13 protein-coding genes (1 of these 13 running past the window's edge) are annotated in these 17,767 nt (G+C 73.5%); 5 read left to right on the top strand and 8 right to left on the bottom strand.

Annotation, left to right across the window (positions count from 1 at the left end):
• Positions 1-1,023, top strand: the 3' portion of a protein-coding gene (locus ACWCHM_RS11310) for a DivIVA domain-containing protein (protein ID WP_454222366.1). The gene continues 324 nt to the left of window position 1, outside the view; the window shows 1,023 of its 1,347 coding nt (coding positions 325-1,347); the start codon falls outside the window, past its left edge; it ends in the stop codon at positions 1,021-1,023.
• Between the two features lie 165 nt (positions 1,024-1,188).
• Positions 1,189-1,935, top strand: a complete 747-nt coding sequence (locus ACWCHM_RS11305) for an SAM-dependent methyltransferase (RefSeq protein WP_454222365.1) — start codon at positions 1,189-1,191, stop codon at positions 1,933-1,935.
• 72 nt (positions 1,936-2,007) lie between these two features.
• Here the strand turns inward: ACWCHM_RS11305 and ACWCHM_RS11300 are convergent, their stop codons facing one another.
• Positions 2,008-2,778, bottom strand: coding sequence for a nucleotidyltransferase domain-containing protein (locus ACWCHM_RS11300; protein ID WP_454222363.1), 771 nt, complete (start codon positions 2,776-2,778; stop codon positions 2,008-2,010).
• A gap of 150 nt (positions 2,779-2,928) precedes the next feature.
• On the opposite strand from ACWCHM_RS11300, the gene ACWCHM_RS11295 reads away from it, so the two are divergent.
• Both ACWCHM_RS11295 and ACWCHM_RS11290 read left to right on the top strand, forming a co-directional pair.
• Entirely contained in the window at positions 2,929-3,900 is a 972-nt protein-coding gene (locus ACWCHM_RS11295) for a helix-turn-helix domain-containing protein (protein ID WP_204960721.1), read from the top strand.
• A gap of 209 nt (positions 3,901-4,109) precedes the next feature.
• Complete coding sequence (locus ACWCHM_RS11290) at positions 4,110-5,060, top strand: alpha/beta fold hydrolase (RefSeq protein ID WP_421488316.1); 951 nt, start codon at positions 4,110-4,112, stop codon at positions 5,058-5,060.
• On the opposite strand, the gene fxsT is transcribed toward ACWCHM_RS11290, so the two are convergent.
• From fxsT to ACWCHM_RS11255, 7 genes are all read right to left on the bottom strand, one after another.
• Positions 5,054-8,953 carry an FxSxx-COOH system tetratricopeptide repeat protein gene (gene fxsT / locus ACWCHM_RS11285; protein WP_454222361.1) on the bottom strand — a complete coding sequence of 1,300 codons (3,900 nt, stop codon included), beginning with the start codon at positions 8,951-8,953 and terminating at the stop codon, positions 5,054-5,056. The genes ACWCHM_RS11290 and fxsT overlap by 7 nt on opposite strands.
• Complete coding sequence (locus tag ACWCHM_RS11280) at positions 8,950-10,113, bottom strand: TIR-like protein FxsC (RefSeq protein WP_204960718.1); 1,164 nt, start codon at positions 10,111-10,113, stop codon at positions 8,950-8,952. Before ACWCHM_RS11280 ends, fxsT begins: the two co-directional genes overlap by 4 nt.
• Complete coding sequence (locus tag ACWCHM_RS11275; protein ID WP_454222360.1) at positions 10,100-10,780, bottom strand: TIR-like protein FxsC; 681 nt, start codon at positions 10,778-10,780, stop codon at positions 10,100-10,102. The genes ACWCHM_RS11280 and ACWCHM_RS11275 overlap by 14 nt, the downstream gene beginning before the upstream one ends.
• A gap of 74 nt (positions 10,781-10,854) precedes the next feature.
• Entirely contained in the window at positions 10,855-11,643 is a 789-nt protein-coding gene (locus ACWCHM_RS11270) for an aminoglycoside N(3)-acetyltransferase (protein ID WP_454222359.1), read from the bottom strand.
• Positions 11,640-13,967: an FxsB family cyclophane-forming radical SAM/SPASM peptide maturase gene (locus tag ACWCHM_RS11265; protein ID WP_454222358.1), complete on the bottom strand. Its 2,328-nt coding sequence runs from the start codon at positions 13,965-13,967 to the stop codon at positions 11,640-11,642. Before ACWCHM_RS11265 ends, ACWCHM_RS11270 begins: the two co-directional genes overlap by 4 nt.
• Positions 13,939-14,070, bottom strand: coding sequence for a hypothetical protein (locus tag ACWCHM_RS11260; RefSeq protein WP_255554030.1), 132 nt, complete (start codon positions 14,068-14,070; stop codon positions 13,939-13,941). The genes ACWCHM_RS11265 and ACWCHM_RS11260 overlap by 29 nt, the downstream gene beginning before the upstream one ends.
• A gap of 137 nt (positions 14,071-14,207) precedes the next feature.
• Positions 14,208-15,110 carry a DUF4231 domain-containing protein gene (locus ACWCHM_RS11255; protein ID WP_454222357.1) on the bottom strand — a complete coding sequence of 301 codons (903 nt, stop codon included), beginning with the start codon at positions 15,108-15,110 and terminating at the stop codon, positions 14,208-14,210.
• A 451-nt stretch (positions 15,111-15,561) separates the two neighbouring features.
• Between ACWCHM_RS11255 and ACWCHM_RS11250 the strand changes: the two genes are divergently transcribed.
• Entirely contained in the window at positions 15,562-17,625 is a 2,064-nt protein-coding gene (locus ACWCHM_RS11250; protein WP_454222356.1) for a M4 family metallopeptidase, read from the top strand.
• Positions 17,626-17,767: the final 142 nt, after the last annotated feature.

Genomic DNA, 17,767 nt, shown 5'->3' with positions numbered 1-17,767 from the left:
GACTCGGCCACCCAGCGGGCGAACCAGCTCCAGGGTGAGGCGGAGAAGACGCTTGTCGAGGCGCGGGACCGGACCGCGCAGGCGCTGCGGGACCTGGACGAGGAACTCGCCACCCGCCGCGAGGAACAGGAGAAGGCGTACGAGGAACGCCGGGCGACGGCCGACGCCGAGCTGGCCGAGATCCGGGAGCGGGCGGAGAAGCTGCGGGCCGAGGGGGAGGCCGCCCACGAGCGGGCCCAGCAGGAGGCCAAGCGGATCAGCGAGCAGACCGCGAAGCAGATCACCCAGACCAGGGCCGCCGCCGAGGCGTTGACCAAGGCGGCCCGGACCCAGATCCAGCAGGAGATCCAGGCGGCCCGGACGCAGAGCCAGCAGGAGCTGGCCCAGTGGCAGGCCACGGTGGAGCGGGAGGTCGGCGAGCGGCGGGCCGCGGCCGAGCAGGAGCTGGCCGAGCAGCGGGCGGCGGCGGAGCGGGAGCTGACCAACCAGCACAGCGCCGCCGAGCAGCAGATCGCCGCGTTGATCGCCGAGGCGCAGCAGTACGCCACCGAGGTCCGTCAGCGGGCCGACGAGCAGACCAGCAGCCACCAGGAGCAGCTGGCCACGGTGCAGCGGGAGATCGCCGACCGGCAGAAGACCCTCGCCGAGGTGCAGGGCGAGCTGGAGACGGCCCGCGCGCAGCTGGCCGAGATCCAGCAGGAGGGTGACACCACCGAGCGGGAGTTGGCGCGTTCCCGGCAGCTGCTGGAGGAGGTGCGTCGCGACCTGACCGCCGAGAACCGACGGTTGGAGGAGGCCCGGCAGGCCGCCGAGAGCGTGGAGCGGCACGCCAAGGACGTGCGGGCCCGGGTGCAGCGGGAGGCGAAGCGGGTCGCCGACCTGGCCGCCGCCGCCGTGATGGCGGCCGCCGCCGGGGGTGGGGAGACCGCCGAGTACCCGACGGTGGCGGCCCGGCAGCCCGCCGAGCCGCCGGTCGGGGCGTCCACCGAACCGCCCGCCGGCAAGGTGCCGACCAACGCCTGACGAACGGGTACGGCCCGGGGCGAATTCGCTGTCGCCCCGGGCCGGTGGGACGTAGCCTGACGGCCCCGTCACCACGACCAGCGAACGAGGTGTGTCCCGTGCCCGTGCTCCGTGTGCCGACCGTCCGCTTTCCGCGTCCGTCCACGCACCTCCGGAGTCATCGACATGGATCTCGACCGTAGTTTCGTCATCCGCGAAGGCGACCTTCGCATCCTCAACCCGTTCGACGCCGACAAGCTGGCCACCCTGGGGCGGGTGATCCGGCTGCGCCCCGACGACGCCCTGCTCGACCTGTGCAGCGGCAAGGGTGAGCTGCTCTGCACCTGGGCCCGCGCGCACGGGATCCGGGGCACCGGTGTCGACATCAGCACCGCGTTCACCACCGCCGCCCGACATCGCGCGGCCGCCCTCGGGGTGGCCGACCGGGTCCGTTTCGTCCACGACGACGCCGCCGGGTACGTCCACCCCGGGCCGGTCGACGTGGCTGTCTGTCTCGGTGCGACCTGGATCGGCGGGGGTGTCACCGGCACCATCGACCTGCTGGCGCGGGCGCTGCGTCCGGGCGGGATGCTGCTGGTCGGGGAGCCCTACTGGCGGCGGGAGCCGCCGGACCGGGAGACCGTCGCCGGTTGCCACGCCACCGTGCGGGACGACTTCGACGACCTTCCCGGGCTGATCGGCCGGATGCAGGGGCACGGCTGGGACGTGGTCGAGATGGTCCTCGCCGACCAGGACAGTTGGGACCGGTACGCCGCTGCGCACTGGCTGACCCTGCGCCGCTGGTTGGACGCCCATCCCGACGACGCTCTCGCCGGGTCGCTGCGGCAGGAGCTGACCGAGGACCCGTTGCGGCACGTCAGGTACCGGCGGGAGTACCTGGGCTGGGGTGTGTTCGCCCTGCTCCGACGCTGAGCCGGCACGGGGCGGCCCGGCCTCGGGCCGCCCCGTGCGGGCCGGTCACGGCGACGCCGGGGGGTCGCGTGGTCAGTCGGCGGTGATCTCGTCCAGCACCCGCTGTTGGAAGGCGCGGGCCGCGGCGGCGGACGGGGGCGGGCCGCCGGTGCGGGCGTCGACGCAGCGGCGCACCAACCCGGGGTCGCGGCCGAGGGTGATCACCCGGTGGCCGGCGGCGGTCTTGGACAGCCAGTCGCCGTCGCGGAGCCGGACCAGCGCGCGACAGGCGTTCAGCACGGCGTCCTCCGCGCCGGGGGCCGGGGCGTCTCCGGGCGGGGCGGGGCGGGCCAGCCACCAGCGCAGCGCCGCCACCATCAGCGTGCGCAGGTCGTCCGGGGACGGGTCGGCGAAGACCGCTGCGGCCGGCGGGCCGGTCAACGGGTGGCCCCGTTGGTGCAGGATGCTGCGGTCCAGGGCGTACCAGAAGCGGCCGTCGGCGGCGGGCCGCTCGGCCGGGTCGAGGGTGACCCGCGCCGGCATCGCCGCCCCGGTGTTCAGTTCCACCTCGAAACCCGGTTCGCAGGTGCCCGAGCCGGCGACCGAACGGGTGTAGACGACCAGTTCGAGGCCGCGTGCCGGGCAGGGCAGCGCCTCGTGTCGCAGTCGGGTGACCAGTTCCTGCCGGGTCGGCCGGGGTAGCGCGTCCCGGCAGACCAGCGCCACGTCCACGTCGCTGCGGCCGGGCTGGTACGCGTGCAGCGCCACCGACCCGGCGGCGTAGCCGCCCACCAGTTCCGACCCGAGCAGGTCGCGGGCGACGCCGAGCAGGTCGGCGAGGTAGCGGCGTACGGCGGGGTCCATGCCGGCCATCCTGCCGGCAGCGCCGGTGGCTGTCGTGGAGCGGGTCCGGCGGCCCGGGCTCCGGCCCGTCGGGTGGAGTCGGGTGGGGGCACCCCTGGCGCGGACGCCACGGGTGGGACAGACTTGAGGCCCGACAGCGAGGACGGGGGCATGGCAGGCTCCACACAGGACGATGCGGCGGCGGAATTCGTTCGGGAACTGACCCACTGGCGTCACCAGCGGGGCATGTCCAAGAAGGAACTGGCCGAACGCACCGGTTTCGACCCGTCGTACGTCAGCCACATCGAGAACGGCCGGCACCAGCCCACCGAGGAGTTCGCCAGGCGGGTGGAGCTGGTGCTGGACAGCGGTAACCGGATCTGGCAGCAGTACGTGGCCTTCGCCGACCGGCGGGGCCCGGGGGGACGCCGTTCCCCGCTCGGCCCGACCGCGGTTCCGCCCCCGGCCGGGTCGCATCTGGTGATCGAGGACGAGCAGGCCAGCCTCTCCCTCGTCGACGGGGTGTACGAGTGCCGGTTCCGGCGGGTGCTGCACAGCGTGGGCACCGAGCCGATCACCAGGCACACGGTGCAGATCGACATCGACCGGTTCCCCGACGATCCGGCCCGGTCGACGGTCTTCCACGGTCGCCATCCACTCACCATCGACGAGGTCGACTTCCGGGCGAGCATCGGCGTCGACCAGCCGGAGCCGATGCGGTGGCGGGTCGGGCGCAGCCGGGACGCCTTCCTCAAGATCGTGCTGTTGCTCGACGGTGGGGGCACCCCGATGCCGCTCTATCCCGGCCAGCGCACCGTGGTGGACTACGCCTACCGGGTGCCGGCGTGGAAGTTCGGCGACTGGTTGCAGCGGGACATCCGGCTGCCCACCCGCAATCTGGTGATCCGGCTCGACTTCCCGGCCGAGACGGGTCCGACGGTCTGGGGCAACGAGACCTCGTTCACCGCCGAGAGCAGCGCCGAGGTGCGCCCGGACGGTCGGGAGCGGCAGGGGCGGATCGCGTACGAGTGGGTGGTGCCGCGGCCCCGGTTGCGGGCGCAGTACCGGGTGGAGTGGCGCTACGCCGATCCACGCGCCGCCCTGGTCGACGCGCCGTCGGATATCCGACCCCTTGCCTGCTGAACGCCGTTGACGGTTCGGCCGGACGTTCCCACCGGACGGGCCGACAGGTGTCGTTTCCGACAGATCCGGCCGGTTGTTCGGGCTCGGCATAGCGGTGTGCCGGGCCCGACCGTTAGGCTCAAAGGCTGAACGGGGCCGACGAAAACATCGTTTTCGCTCGATGCGGGTTGCGAGTATTGGCTGGTAGTGGCACTGGAAGGCAGGCTACAGTGACCCGAGAAGGTGAGCCTGGGCCGCGATACGCCCACCGCGCGGACAACAAGCGGGTGGCGTACGAGGAGACCGGTGCTCCCGACGGGTTCCCCGTCTTCCTGATGCACGGCACACCCGGCAGCCGCCGGGGGCCGAAACCCCGGGGCATCGTGCTCTACCGGATGGGCATCCGGTTGATCGCCTACGACCGCCCCGGTTACGGCGACTCCGACCGGTTCGAGGGCCGGGACGTGGCCGACGCCGCGCGGGACGTGGAAGCCATCGCCGACCAGCTCCGACTGGACCGGTTCGCGGTCGCCGGCCGCTCCGGTGGCGGGCCGCACGCGCTGGCCTGCGCCGCCGACGAACGCCTGCGCGGCCGGGTGAGCCGGGTCGCGGTGCTGGTGAGCTTCGCCCCCTCGGAGGCCATCGGGCTGGACTGGTTCGAGGGGATGAACGGCGACAACCAGCGGGGCTTCGGCAACGGCCGCCCGGACACCGAGATCGTCGTCGAGGAGATCCGGCAGCGGGCCGCCCGGGCCGCCGAGGACCCCCGGTTCCTGCTGCGGGACCTGATGGCGCAGATGGGTCCCCCCGACCGTCGGGCGATCAACGACGCGGCGCTGCGCGGGATCATCTTCGACACCTACCAGGAGGCGCTGCGGGCCGGCCCGTACGGCTGGATCGACGACGTGCTGGCGTTGCGCCGCGACTGGAAGTTCGACCTCGACGCGATCGACACCGTGGTCACCCCGGTACGGCTGTGGCACGGTGCGGACGACACCTTCGCCCCGGCCAGCCACGGCCGCTGGCTGGCCGCCCGGATTCCCGGGGCGGAGATCGAGGTGCAGCCCGGCGCGGCCCACTTCGACGCCATGGGGCAACTCCCCCGCATCCTGCGGTGGCTCGGCGAAGGGCAGGTGCCGACGGGCACCGACGTGCTCATCGGTGCCCGGCCCGGTCAGTAGGGGTGCGGGTCGAGGACCCGCCGCACGTACCGCCCGTCGCGCAGCACCACCACACTCGGGTGTTCCTGCCCGATCCGGTCGGCGAGCCGGTCCGCCAGCCGTATCCGCCCGATGCTGACCTTTCCCCCGCTGGCCGCCTGCCGCGCCGTCTCCACGTTACCGAGGCTGCGCAACGTGTCCGGATGGTCGGCCCCGAGCACCGCGGTCAGCCGGGCCACCACGGCCTGCAACCGGGTCAAGCCCTCCTCGGGCTGCCCGCTGAGGAGGGTGAAGACGGCGGCGTTGTTGTCAGCGCCCATGCTGAACGGATGCTCCGGTCCGAGCACCTCGCGCAGCCCGTCGGCCGCGGCCATGGTGATCGCGTACGCCTCATCCTGCGTCCCGGTGTCCCACAGCGCCACCCCCTGGTTGAGTTCACACACCAGCGTGTAGGGATGCCGTGCCCCGAACACCTGGGTGAGCGTCCGCTGCATCTCCTCCAGCTCCGACCGGGCCTGCGCCGCCTGGTCCTGGAGCATCAGGTTGGCCGTCCGGCTCAACCGGCACAGCAGGGTGTCCGGGTTGGTCGGCCCCACCGTGGCGCGCAGCTGGAGGTAGGCGTCGTCGAGCAGCCGGCCCGCCTCGGCGATCCGGCCGGTGCTGCGCAGTGACGCGGCCAGGTTGGCCTGGTTGATCAGCAACTCGCGGAACTGGTCGCCGAAGAGCCGGCGGTAACCCTCGATCACCTCCTCCAGCAACGCCACCGAGCCCTGGTAGTCGCCGGTCTCCCGCAGGTCGCGGGCGAGGTTGCTGGCCGACAGCAGGGTCCGCGGGTGGTCGGGGCCGAGCACGACGCGCAGCCGGCGGTAGGTGGTCTGGTCGGTGTCGAGTGCCCGGGTGAAGTCCCCGGAGAGCCGGTAGGAGGCGGCGAGGTTGTTGGCCGCGTTCAGGGTGCGCCGGTGGTCCTCCCCGAACACCTCCACGGACGCCCCGTGGGTCAGCAGGTCCTGCTCCAGCGCGTCCTGGTAGCGGCCCAGGGCCCGCAGGTCCGCCGCGTACCCCCCGGCGGTCATCAGGGTGTACGGGTGGCTCTCGCCGATCAGGTCCTGCTGCTGGCGCAGGGTCTCCTCGTCGAGGGTCCGGGCCTGCTCGAACCGGCCGAGGCTGCGCAGCAGGTTGGCCAGGTTGAAGCGCAGGTTGAGCAGTTGCACCCGCAGCGAACGGTGGGCGCCGGTGTCCGGGGACAACCCCTCCAGCATGGTCGTCCAGGTCTTGTCGGCCTCCCGGGCGTACTGCGCGCCCTGCTCGAAACCGCCGTTGAGGAAGATGTACCGGACCCGGTCGATGACCAACTGCCGGACCGTGTCGTCGTGGCAGGACACCGCCTCGGAACCATCCAGGTGGGGCCACAGGTGCCGGTAGCCGGACTGGAAGGCCGGGTCGTCCACCTCGCCGGAGGGGCGGGAACCGGCGAGGATGCGGTGCACGTCGTGCTTGACCTCGGCCAGTTCCCGCTCGGACATCCGGGAGCGCAGCGCCGCCTGGAGCAGCCGGTGGATCTGTACCCGCTGGGCGAGCAGGTCCACCTTGATCAGGGCGAGCCGGTTGATCCGCTGGACCAGCGCCGCCGCGATGTCCCGTTCGGAGACCCGGTCGGTGACCTGCGCGGCGACCAGCGGGTCGTGCGGGGCGATGACCTTCGCCACCTGGTCGCCGTAGAGCAGGTCGAGGGCGATGTCGGGGGCGAGCACCGAACCGAGCTGGAGCAGCCGGTAGGCGCCCGGGGACTGCTCCCGCAGGCCGGCCAGCGAACGGCCCCACACGTCGCTGTCGGGGCCGGTGCGGGCCAGCCCGGCCAGGTAGGTGGCGACCGAGTCGGGGCTCTCCGCCAGCCACGCGCCGGCCAGCGCCACCAGGATCGGCACGTCCTCCACCGCCTCGGCGACCTGCTGCGCCTCGGCCACCGTCATGCCCCGGCGGCTGGTGCGGCTGATCAGGTGACTGACGCTCTCGCCGCGCTGGAAGGCGTCCACGTCGACCGCGCGGGCCAGGTCGGCCCAGTCCGGGTTGCGGGTGGTCACCAGCACGTGCCCCTCACCCTGGGGAAGGAACTCCCGGACGTGCTCGTACTGGTCGACGTTGTCGAAGACGATCAGCCAGCGCAGCGGTGGCCCGTCGACGCCCCGGCCGCCGCCGTGGCTGAGCCAGTCCCGCACCGCCCGGGTGTTGTCCGGCACGTTCTGCAGGTCGGGCAGGCCGAGCCGGCGGCCCAGGTCGGCGAAACGGACGTCGATGAACTGCACCGGGTCGGCGTCCACCCACCAGACCACGTCGTACGCGCCGTGGAAGCGGTAGGCGTACTCGGCGGCGAGCTGGGTCTTGCCGATGCCGGCCCCGCCGCGCAGCGCCACCGGCACCCGTTCCCGGGCCGCCGCCTTCAGCTCCTCGCGCAGGTTCAGCAGCAACCGGTCCCGCCCGGTGAACCGTACGTTGCGCGCCGGGGCGTAGAAGACCAGCGGTTCGATGCCCGGGTAGCGGGTGGCCGGCGTCGGGCGGTCCCGGCCGTCGCCGGGCCGGCCGACCAGTTCCCACACCTGCTCGGCGGCGGCCGCGGCGCTGCGCTCGTGGACGGTCGCCCAACTGCCGGGCGGGGTGTCCACCGACGGGGTGGTGTCGTCGAGGTGCAGCGCGAGCAGCGGGGGCCCGGCGGCGCTGCCGAGGGCCCGGCGGGCGGCGAGGTAGGAGCGGGAGACCAGGTGCAGCTCGCGGGAGGCCGTGCCGGCCGGCACCGTCGTCTGGACGCCCAGCGGGGTGGCCAGCACCCGCAGGTCGGCGGCGTGCAGCGCGGACTGCACCCACTCCGCCCACGCCTGGTCCTCCGGCACGTAGCGCAGCACGATCAGCTCGTCGACGATCACCGGCTTGCGTTCGAAGCGTTGGAAGGTCTGCCGGCGCAGCCCTTCGTCCATCCGGGGCAACCCGGCGACCATGCCGTTGGTGATGTGCCGGGTCAGCGCCTCGTACGCCGACAACAACCCCCGGCTGCCCGGCACGTCGCCGAACGTGGCCAGGGTCTCCTCGTAGGCGTAGTAGGCCCGGTAGGGGACCTCGACGGAGAGCCAGTAGTCCTGCCGTTCCAGCTCGGTCATGCCGCTGGGCAGGCCGGTGAACCGCTGCATGGCCAGCGCCCGACCGGCGTCGGTCTTGGTCTTCTCCCCCTCGTCGACCCGCATCGGCACCGGCAGCACCCGGCGGGCGCGGCGGCCCTCGTAGTCGCGGACCCGGGTGGCGACCGAGGCGGCGCCCTCGATGCCCTGGTCGCTGAGGGTGAAGCAGTCGACCAGCACGTCGGGCAGGTGGATGGTGCAGATCTCGGCGACGTCGCTGATGCCGGTGCGGCTGTCGATCAGGGTGTAGTCGTAGTGCCGCTTCATGTCGGCCCGCAGCGCGTCGAAGAACTGCGCCCCGCCGAGCCGGTTGTAGAAGTTGTCCCAGTTCAGCCCGGTGACGCTGGTGGCGTAGTCGGGGTTGTGCCGGCCGGCGAGCAGCAGGTCCAGGATGCCGCCGCCGGGGAACTCCCAGCTGACCGAGAAGGCGTGCTTGTGGACGCGGGCGTACTGGCGGTGCCAGTCGCCGGGGCGGGTGTCCTCGCCCTCGCGCCGACGGCGGGCGTTCTCCCACTCGTAGTCGAGGATCAGGTCCATCACGCCGCCGGTGGAGGCGACCTGCTCCGGGTCGAGGAACGGGGCGAAGAACCGGTGCAGGCCGGGGGATTCCAGGTCCCAGTCGGCGGCGAGCACCCGGTGGCCGTTCGCGGCGAGGATCCAGGCGGTGTTCGCCAGCGCCATCGTGCGACCGGTGCCACCCTTGTACGAGTAGAAGGTGACGACCTGGCCGTCGCGGGGTGGAGTCATCGTTCTGCCTTCCCTCGCCGTACGTCGAACGGTCCGACCGGCCCCAGGCTCGGCTTCGGATCGTGCGGGCCCTCCGGCGGATCGACCGGCCCGTGCCGGAGGAACTGTTTGCGCGCCTCGGTGACCAGCAGCGGCGCGCAGCGCTCGAACTCGTCGATGGTGCGCACCGGCAGCACCCGGGGAAACCGGGCGTCCTGCAAGGTACCGGCGATCTCCTCGGGTGTCGGCTCGCCACGCGCATGGTCGGCGGCGATGACGAGCGGGACCACCCACTGCGGCAGCCCGTCGAGTGCGACCCGGGCGGCGTCGGCCCCGACCCCGGCGTCCACCAGCACCACCGCCGGGCTGTGCGGGGCCTGGTCGCGGGCCTCGGCCAACCCGACCACCCGGGTGGGCAGACCGAGCCGCTCGGCGGTCGCCGCCACGTAGTCGGCCACCGCCAGCTGGTGCTGGTCGCCGTAGGGCCGCCAGCGGGCCCGGTCGGCGGCGAGGGTGGTGACCACCAGCGTGGCGCCCGGACCGTCGGGGACCGGCCGGCTGGTCACGGTCGTCGCCCGGGACCGGGCGAGCGGTTGCTGCTCGGTCACCCGGACGATCCGGTCGGCCAGCGCGTCGCGCAGCCGCCGGTACTGCCGGCCGTAGGCGCTGAGCTTGCACAGCGCGCGCAGCCCGTTCTCGGCGTAGACGGCGCGGTCGTCGGGGTCGTCGGTCAACGTCAGCGCCTGGACGATCTCGGGACGGTCCTCCCAGGACGGTAACGGCATCCAGAGCACCGGCAGCAGGTGCCGGTCGGCCTGTCCCGCCGGCAGCCGGGTCAGCCGGCTGCGGAACGAGTCCCGTTCGCCGAGCGCCCAGCCGTTGCGGAAATAGTTCGGCGAGTACAGCGGCACGAACACGTGCGCGACGCTGAGCGCGTCGGTGAGCGTACGACGCAGGTCGACGCCGGGACTGACCTGACCGTCGAAGAAGCCCGCCCCGATCTCGACGGTGCGTCGGGGATGGTCCCGGACGGCCGTGGCGAGATCCTGGAAGAACTTGCCGACCCAGTAGTCGGTGTCCGGCCGGGCGGCGTCGGACAGCGGGACGGAGTGCGCGTAGCTGAGGTAGAAGTAGGTCTCCTGCCCGGGGAGCCCGACCGGGGAGGTGTCAGACCAGGTCATGCCCGTCCTCCTCGAACCGGTCGCGCAGCTGCCGCAGGTCGGTCGGCACCGCTGGCTCGACCCAGTGCGTGCGGTACGCGCGGGCGATCCGCTGGGCCAGCCGCCAGACCACCGCGTCGTAGGCGTCCTTGCCGTTGCTGCCGAGGCTGAGCAGGCCGTAGATGCCCTCCTCGTGGTACTGCGGGGCGATGTCCGAGGGTAACCGGGTGGGGGAGAACATCTGCCACCGCGACACGACCTCGGGCATCCGTCGGCGCTCCACCACCGACCAGTTGACCGGGATCACCGGCGTCTCCCCCGCCGACAGCTCGGCGTCCGGGCGGGGTACGACCTGCCGCCTGGTGAACGCGTCCCACTCCCTGGCGCACCACTGGCTGCGCAGGTAGTGCGGGGAGATGAGCGGGATGAAGACCTGGCAGTGGCCGACGGCGGAGGCGAGCTCGTCGGTCCACAGCTGCCCTCCGTCGAGCATCCGGTCCATGAAGCCCGCCGTCCGGCCCGGGCCGAGGCCGAGCAGCTCGACGACATGGTCGGAGAGGTCGACGAAGAGCTGGAAGACCTTCTGGTTGGTGTCCCGTGGGGGCGCCGCCACCCGGGTGCGGGTGCGGGCATAGCTGAGGAAGAACACGGGGGCTCGCTCGTCCTCCCTGAACTGTTCCTCCGCCACCTAACGCTCCCGCCCGGCGTCGCCGCTCCCGGCCGACCACAGTATCGACAGTGGCCAACCCCGCGCTGTCCGCTTCACGCCAGCCGGTGCTCATCAATCCACCTGACGGCGAGATCGACGGCGGGGCGCAGCCGTACGCAGTGACCGTCGGCGGCGCCCACCGGGCCGGAGCGGACCGCCCCGTCGGCCTCCACGGCCGCCCCGATCCGTGGGAAGTCACCGTCGTCCAGGTGCGGGGCACGGAAGTCCCGGCGGACCCGGCGGCCCTGCGGGTCGCGCAGGTAGCAGCGGTACGCCCGGTGCGGGGCGGGCCGGGCGCACCGGTACTCGGCGAGGTGGAACGCGGTGCACACCGACCAGTCGACGCCGAGCAGCAGCACCAGCGCGTCGGCGGCGTACAGCGCGCCCAGCGGGGAACGGTCGCCGAGGTGGCAGTCCAGGTCGTGCCGGGCGGTCAGGGCGGCGGCGGCCGGGCCGAGAGCGGCGAAGGAGGTCTGCGGGTGGGCGCTGCGCCGGGCATCGACCTGCCGGCGGACGTGTTCGGCGAACGCCCCCATCCCCTGCGCCGGGCTGTGCACCGGATCGAACGGCGCGATGGTCGCCTCGACGGCGGCGGCCTGGGCCGGGGTCATCCCCGCCGTGGCGGCCCGGAACGCCGGTGAGGTCACCGAGTTGCCGGCGGTCTGCGTCGGCACGACCACCGTGCCGTCGTCGCCGAGGGTGTCGCGCAACGCCGCGAGGAGGGTGCCCGGCCCCGCCGGGTCGGGTCGCACCCGGGACAGCGCGCAGTGCACCAGCACGGTCGCGCCGGCTGGTAGTCCGATCGCCCGCAGGCCGGCGGCGAGGCCGGCCCGGTCGTTCACCGCCAGCCGTCCAGAGTGGCGCGCATCTGTCCGACGAAACGCTCACCGTCGGCGGTGAGGCTGCCGAGGTCGAGCAGCGCGTCGACCGTCGTGTCGGTCCACTCCCGGTAGCGTCGGTGGTGCGCCGCGGCCTCGGCTCCCGGGCGGTGCCGCCACACGTCGGCGACGGCGAGGTGGGCGTAGACCCCGTGCAGCGCGCCCTCCACCGGGCGGGGGTCGTCGCGCCAGGGCACCCGCAGCCGCCTGGCGTCGGCGGGGTCGAACAGCTCGCAGACGTCGAGCACCGCGTCCAGCTTGAGATGTTGCACCTCGTGCACGAGCAGCACCGCCAGCGCGGCGTCGTCGGCGACCGGGGTGACGGCGACCGCGCCGAACGCGGACCGGGCGGCGGCGCTGCGGGAACGGCCTGACGGGTCCGGGCGCAGCGGCACCACGGCGCGCAGCAGGGCACGGACGCCGACGGCGTAGCCGGCGGCCTCGACGTCGAGGCGGTCGACCGCCCGGCGCACCTGCCGCGTCCAGCGGTCGGCGACCGCCGGGGCGAGCCGGGCCGCCACCGGCAGGTCGAAGCAGTCCCGGTACGGGTCGGTGTCCTCCAGCAGGACGGTTCCGTCGCCGGTGTGGGCCGCCCGGGTGGGTCGCCACCGGTCCGGGTGGGGTCCGGGTCCGGCCGGCCGGACCCGGACCCGTCGCCGGCCGGCCCGCAGTGTGACACCGCCGGTGGAGATGGTGACGGGCACCGTCGCGGCGTCGGTGTCCACCATGATCGCGCCGAGCGTCGGCAGGTGCACCGCGCCGGCCCGCACCGGCAGCGCGAGTTCGGCGTCGACGCCGGCCCGGACCGCTGCCGCGGCGGCGACGGCGGCGAGGTGCGACAGGTCGCCTGCCGCGCCGGCCCGGCAGCGCTGCGCCCACCGCCTGACGAACGGGTGGGTGAGCACGTGGTCGACGGCGTCGGGGGCGGACACGTCCAGTGCGACCAGGAGGTGCCAGCCGGCCGCCGCGACCGGGTCGGCGGTGGCGGCGGGGCTGAGCGCGACCGTCAGCGCCCGGGCGATGCCGTGGTGGACGGCGGCGAGCTGACCCACCGGTCCGGGGCCGCCCCGCCCGGAGCCGAGGTCGGTCAGGACGGCGGGGGGCAACGTGTCGGCCGGCTGCGGTGACGGCGGCCCGGTGGGGACGGCGGTGGCCCGGATCAATGCGGCCAGGTCCGTGCAGTAGGCCGACGGGTTGTCGAAACCGGTGCCCGAGCGGTACCGGTGGGCGAACAGGCCACCGCCGCAGCGGCGTACCAGCGGGCAGGAGCGGCAGGTGGCGCAGAGGCCGGCCAGTCCGGACTGGCGGACGGCGATGCCGGGGTGGGCCGCCGCCTCGTCGACGGTGTGCCGGAACACGTCCAGGCCGGTGGCGGCGGCGCCGTGGAACGCGGACTTGAGCGAGTCGACCTGCTCGAAGCTGCCGTCGGTCTCCACCACCACGAGATCCGCCGGGGCGAGCCCGACCGCCTCGGTGCCGGTGCTGCCGCCGGTGGCTGTGGCCAGCAGGGACTCCAGCAGCCGGATCGGCACCGGCCGGCCGTCGGCCAGCCAGCGCCGGTGGATGGTCAGCAGCCAGTCCGCGTACGGGGTGGTGGCCCCGTCGGGGCGGGCGGGTGGCCGGTCCCAGTTGGCGTGCGGCAGCAGGAAGTCGATCCGGGGCGGTTGCTCGGCGAGCAGCGCCTGGTAGACCCGCAGCGGGTCGTTGGCCAGGTCGACGGTGCACAGCAGCCCGGCGTAGGAGCTGCGGTACGCCGGGCGGCGCAGCAGGGCCAGCGCCCGGCGCACCTGGTCGTGGCTGCTCGCGCCGTTGGCGTACCGGCGGTGCCGGTCGTTGGCCGACCGGTCACCGTCCAGGGAGACGCCCACCTTGACGTCGTGGGCGACGAGGACGTCGGCGATCTCGGGGGTGAGCAGCACGCCGTTGGTCTGCATCCGCAGGTCGAGCCGGGTCACCGGGGCGATCACCCGGCGCAGGGTGGCGGCGGTGGTGGCGAGCCGGGCCGCGCCGGCCAGCAGCGGTTCCCCGCCGTGCAGGACGACCCGCACCAGGCCGAGCCGGTGGGTGGCGGCGTGCTCGGCGATCCGCCGGGCGGTGGCCTCGACCGTGTCGGGCGTCATCAGCCGGGGTTGACGACGCCACGACTGGTCGGGGTGTTCGTAGACGTAGCAGTGGTCGCACGCCAGGTCGCACCGGCTGGTCAGCTTGAGGACGTACTGGCTGAGCGGGGCGACCGGGGCGCGGGGCGCGGTGGCCGGGTCAGACGTGCGAGCCGAAGGATGCGACATCGACCCGGGTCGGGTGGGTGGCCCGGCGGTCGTCGATGCGCGCCACGGCGAGGGCGCGCTCGACCGGGATCTGGCCGAGTGGCGTCCGGCGTACGTCGCTCATCGGCGTCGGGAACGGATCGGACGGGCGTTGGGTGCGGTCCACGTCGGGCCCCCATCTGTGTCGGAGGTGGACGGGCGTCCGTCCACGTCGACGACAATCACGGATATCGACGATGCTAGCTGCCACGGCCCGTGATGTCACTGCTGCGTAGCGCCATCGTCCTCGATCATCCGGGCCATCCAGGCCGTGTTGGACTGGGCGATGATCCGCTCGGCCTCGGCGACGAACGCCTCGTCGTCGGTCCAGCCCAGGCCGGCCTCCCGGGTCAGCCGCAGCCGGGTCAACTGGTCGGCCGTGCGGGCGTACTCCAGGTGCTGTTGCTCGTAGCGTTCGGCCGCGCCGTAGCCGACCAGCGCGGTGGTGACCGTCGCGACCACCCCCACCCACGCGGTCAGGCCGAGCACGTCGCCGAACACCCCGGCGACGGCGGAGAGCACGGCGGCCAGGACGGTCAACGCGGTCGCCGCCCGGCCGATCCGGGTGGCCGCGCGGCCGGCCTGCCGGGCCGCCGGCAGGTAGTAGCCGTCGACCTGCCGCTGCACCCGTCCGGCGAGGTAGCTCGGCAGGTCGGTGACCGGCGGCAGTGGACGGTCGACGGGGGTGCCGTCGAGGGTGTGCCCGACCAGGTCGCCGACGCTGTCCACGAGCTGCCCGTAGCGGTGCAGCAGGACGGCGTCGGCGTCGACGCCGGCGTAGGGGGCGACGTGGGCGAGGTAGCGGTACAGCTCCGCCTTCGACGCCTCGGAGACCGCCCGCAGCCGGGTCCAGGCGGCCACCGCCTCCCGGGACGCGCGCCGGCCGAGCACCGGCACCAGCAGCAGCGACACGGCGGCGACGAGCGCCAGTACCCGGCCGGCGGCGGGCGCTGGCGCGGCCAGCCGGGCCGCCGCGGTGCCGGCGACCGCAGCGGCGGCGGTCAGCGCGGCGACCGCCCGTCGCCCGGTGGTGATCCGTCGTTTGGCCCGTCGGGCGGCCCGCGACCAGTCTCCCTGCCCCCGCCAGACCTGCCCGGCGGCGAGGTACGCGTCGATGTCCGGCACAGCCGCATGGTAGGCGACCGACGCCCATCCGACTCGTGCCCGCCGGGACGAGCACGACGGACATGACGACGTTGTCGTACTGCTGGTCGACCGGGTGTATGCGCATCCGGCGCGCGTTCCGGCGAAAACCCGCAACTGGGGCGGCCGGCCAGCCGAGATCCACCGGGATCACCTGTTCAGACCAGGGCGAACGACTGCCGTTCATCACCTGGCAACAGGGGTTTCGGCAGGCGGGGGCCATGGTTGCCCGGGTCAACCCATTGATATGGGTGCCTGCCCGTGTGATCGTGCCTCCAGCAGTCGCCAACCCCCGGCGACTCGCGACGGACAGTCACCCCCACCGGGCCCGCCGGCAGCCCGGAGACCGCCCGTCGCGGCCATGCCTCACGCAGCACCGGCGCGCGACCCCACCGGGCACCGCGACGCCGCCCGAGAACAGGAGCACCCCCCCTTGACGCTCTCACCCCGCCTCGTCGCGCTCTCCGGCGCGGTCGCGGCCGGCCTGATCGCCGCAGGCACCGCCGCAGCGGTCCAGGCCGCGCCGTCCCACCCCGTACCCGACCCGGCCCAGGCCCGGGCCGCCGCCGTCGACGCGGCCAGCTCGCTGGTCGCCAGCCGCCCCGCCTACCTGCACGCCAGCGCCGACGAAGCGTTCGTGCAACGGCCGGTCATCTCCTCCGAGGGCATCCAGTACGTGCCCTACGAACGCACCTACCGGGGCCTGCGTGTGGTCGGCGGTGACTTCGTCCTGGCGACCACCGCCACCGGCGAGGTCACCTACGCCTCCGTCGCCCAGCAGCAGAGCATCGGAAACCTGTCCACCACCCCGAAGCTCACCGCCGCCGCGGCCGAGCGGACCGCCCGCGCCCAACTGCGCACGGTCGCCGGCGTCGAGGGCACCGCGCTGGTCGTGCACACCCTCGGCGCGCGGCCCACGCTGGCCTGGGAGACCACCGTCACCGGCACCGGCGCGGACGGCCCCAGCCGGTTGACCGTCGCCGTGGACGCCGCAACCGGCGCGGTGCTGGACACCCAGGAGCACGTCGTACGGGGCACCGGCACCGGCGCGTGGAACGGGCCGGTCACCCTGAGCACCACCCAGTCGGGCAGCACCTACTCGCTGAAGGACCCGAGCACCACCAACCTGAGCTGCCAGGACGCCGCGAACAACACCACCTTCTCCGGCTCGGACGACGTCTGGGGCAACGGCACCGGCACCAACAAGGAGACCGGCTGCGTCGACGCGCTGTTCTCGGCGCAGACCGAGCACAAGATGCTGTCGCAGTGGCTGGGCCGCAACGGCGCGAACGGCAGTGGTGGCGCGTGGCCCATCCGGGTCGGCCTCAACGACCAGAACGCCTACTACGACGGCAGCCAGGTGCAGATCGGCAAGAACACCGCCGGGCAGTGGATCGGCTCGCTCGACGTGGTAGCCCACGAGATCGGCCACGGCATCGACGACACCACCCCCGGTGGCATCTCCCGGGGCAACACCCAGGAGTTCGTCGCCGACACGTTCGGCGCGGCCACCGAGTGGTTCGCCAACGAGCCGTCCACCTACGACGCGCCGGACTTCCTCGTCGGCGAGAAGATCAACCTGGTCGGCAGCGGCCCGATCCGCAACATGTACAACCCCTCCGCGCTCGGTGACGCGAACTGCTACTCCAGCAGCATCCCGAGCCAGGAGGTGCACGCGGCGGCCGGTCCGGGCAACCACTGGTTCTACCTGCTGGCCATGGGCAGCAACCCGACCAACGGGCAGCCGACCAGCCCGACCTGCAACAGCAGCACCGTGACCGGCCTCGGCATCCAGAAGGCCATCAAGATCATGTACAACGCGATGCTGCTCAAGACGACCACCTCGTCGTACCTGAAGTACCGCACCTGGACGTTGCAGGCCGCCAAGACCCTCTACCCGGGCAGCTGCACCGAGTTCAACACGGTCAAGGCCGCCTGGGACGCGGTGAGCGTGCCCGCCCAGTCCGCCGACCCGACCTGCACCGGCGGCACCCCGACGCCCACCCCGACCGCAACCTCCACCCCGACGCCCACCCCGACCTCGGGCGGCTGCTCGGGCCAGAAGCTGACCAACCCGGGCTTCGAGTCCGGCGCCACCGGCTGGACCGCCACCTCGGGCGTGATCACCTCGTCGGCCAGCCAGGCCGCGCACGGCGGCTCGTACAAGGCGTGGCTCAACGGGTACGGCTCGACCCACACCGACACCCTCACCCAGTCGGTGAGCATCCCGGCCGGTTGCCGGGCCACGCTGTCCTTCTGGCTGCACATCGACACGGCCGAGTCGGGCAGCACGGCGTACGACAAGCTGACCGTCAAGGCCGGCAGCACCACGCTGGCGACGTACTCCAACGTCAACGCCGCCAGCGGCTACGTGCAGCGCAGCTTCGACGTGTCCGCGTCGGCGGGCAGCACCGTCACCATCTCGTTCAGCGGGGTGGAGGACAGCAGCCTCCAGACGTCCTTCGTGGTGGACGACACCGCGCTCACCCTGAGCTGACCCGCCCACCGCCGGCAGCGGCCGGTCGTCGCACCCGCGACGGCCGGCCGTCGGCGTGTCCGCCCCACCCGCTCCCCCGCCCCCGCCTGCTCCCGGCCGCCGGGTCCCGACCACGTCCCTGCGCCGGCCAGTCTCCCGTCAA

This window comes from Micromonospora sp. SCSIO 07396 (assembly GCF_053667945.1).
The sequence above is the reverse complement of the archived record's forward strand: the minus strand, read 5'-3'. Positions and strand labels throughout refer to the sequence as shown.

What these genes read in the sequence shown, in the direction of transcription:
- ACWCHM_RS11280 (WP_204960718.1), bottom strand. Translation starts at nt 10,113, where the DNA reads ATGACCTGGTCTGACACCTCCCCGGTCGGGCTCCCCGGGCAGGAGACC.
- ACWCHM_RS11260 (WP_255554030.1), bottom strand. Translation starts at nt 14,070, where the DNA reads ATGAGCGACGTACGCCGGACGCCACTCGGCCAGATCCCGGTCGAGCGC.
- ACWCHM_RS11305 (WP_454222365.1), top strand. Translation starts at nt 1,189, where the DNA reads ATGGATCTCGACCGTAGTTTCGTCATCCGCGAAGGCGACCTTCGCATC.
- ACWCHM_RS11300 (WP_454222363.1), bottom strand. Translation starts at nt 2,778, where the DNA reads ATGGACCCCGCCGTACGCCGCTACCTCGCCGACCTGCTCGGCGTCGCC.
- ACWCHM_RS11295 (WP_204960721.1), top strand. Translation starts at nt 2,929, where the DNA reads ATGGCAGGCTCCACACAGGACGATGCGGCGGCGGAATTCGTTCGGGAA.
- ACWCHM_RS11265 (WP_454222358.1), bottom strand. Translation starts at nt 13,967, where the DNA reads ATGTCGCATCCTTCGGCTCGCACGTCTGACCCGGCCACCGCGCCCCGC.
- fxsT (WP_454222361.1), bottom strand. Translation starts at nt 8,953, where the DNA reads ATGACTCCACCCCGCGACGGCCAGGTCGTCACCTTCTACTCGTACAAG.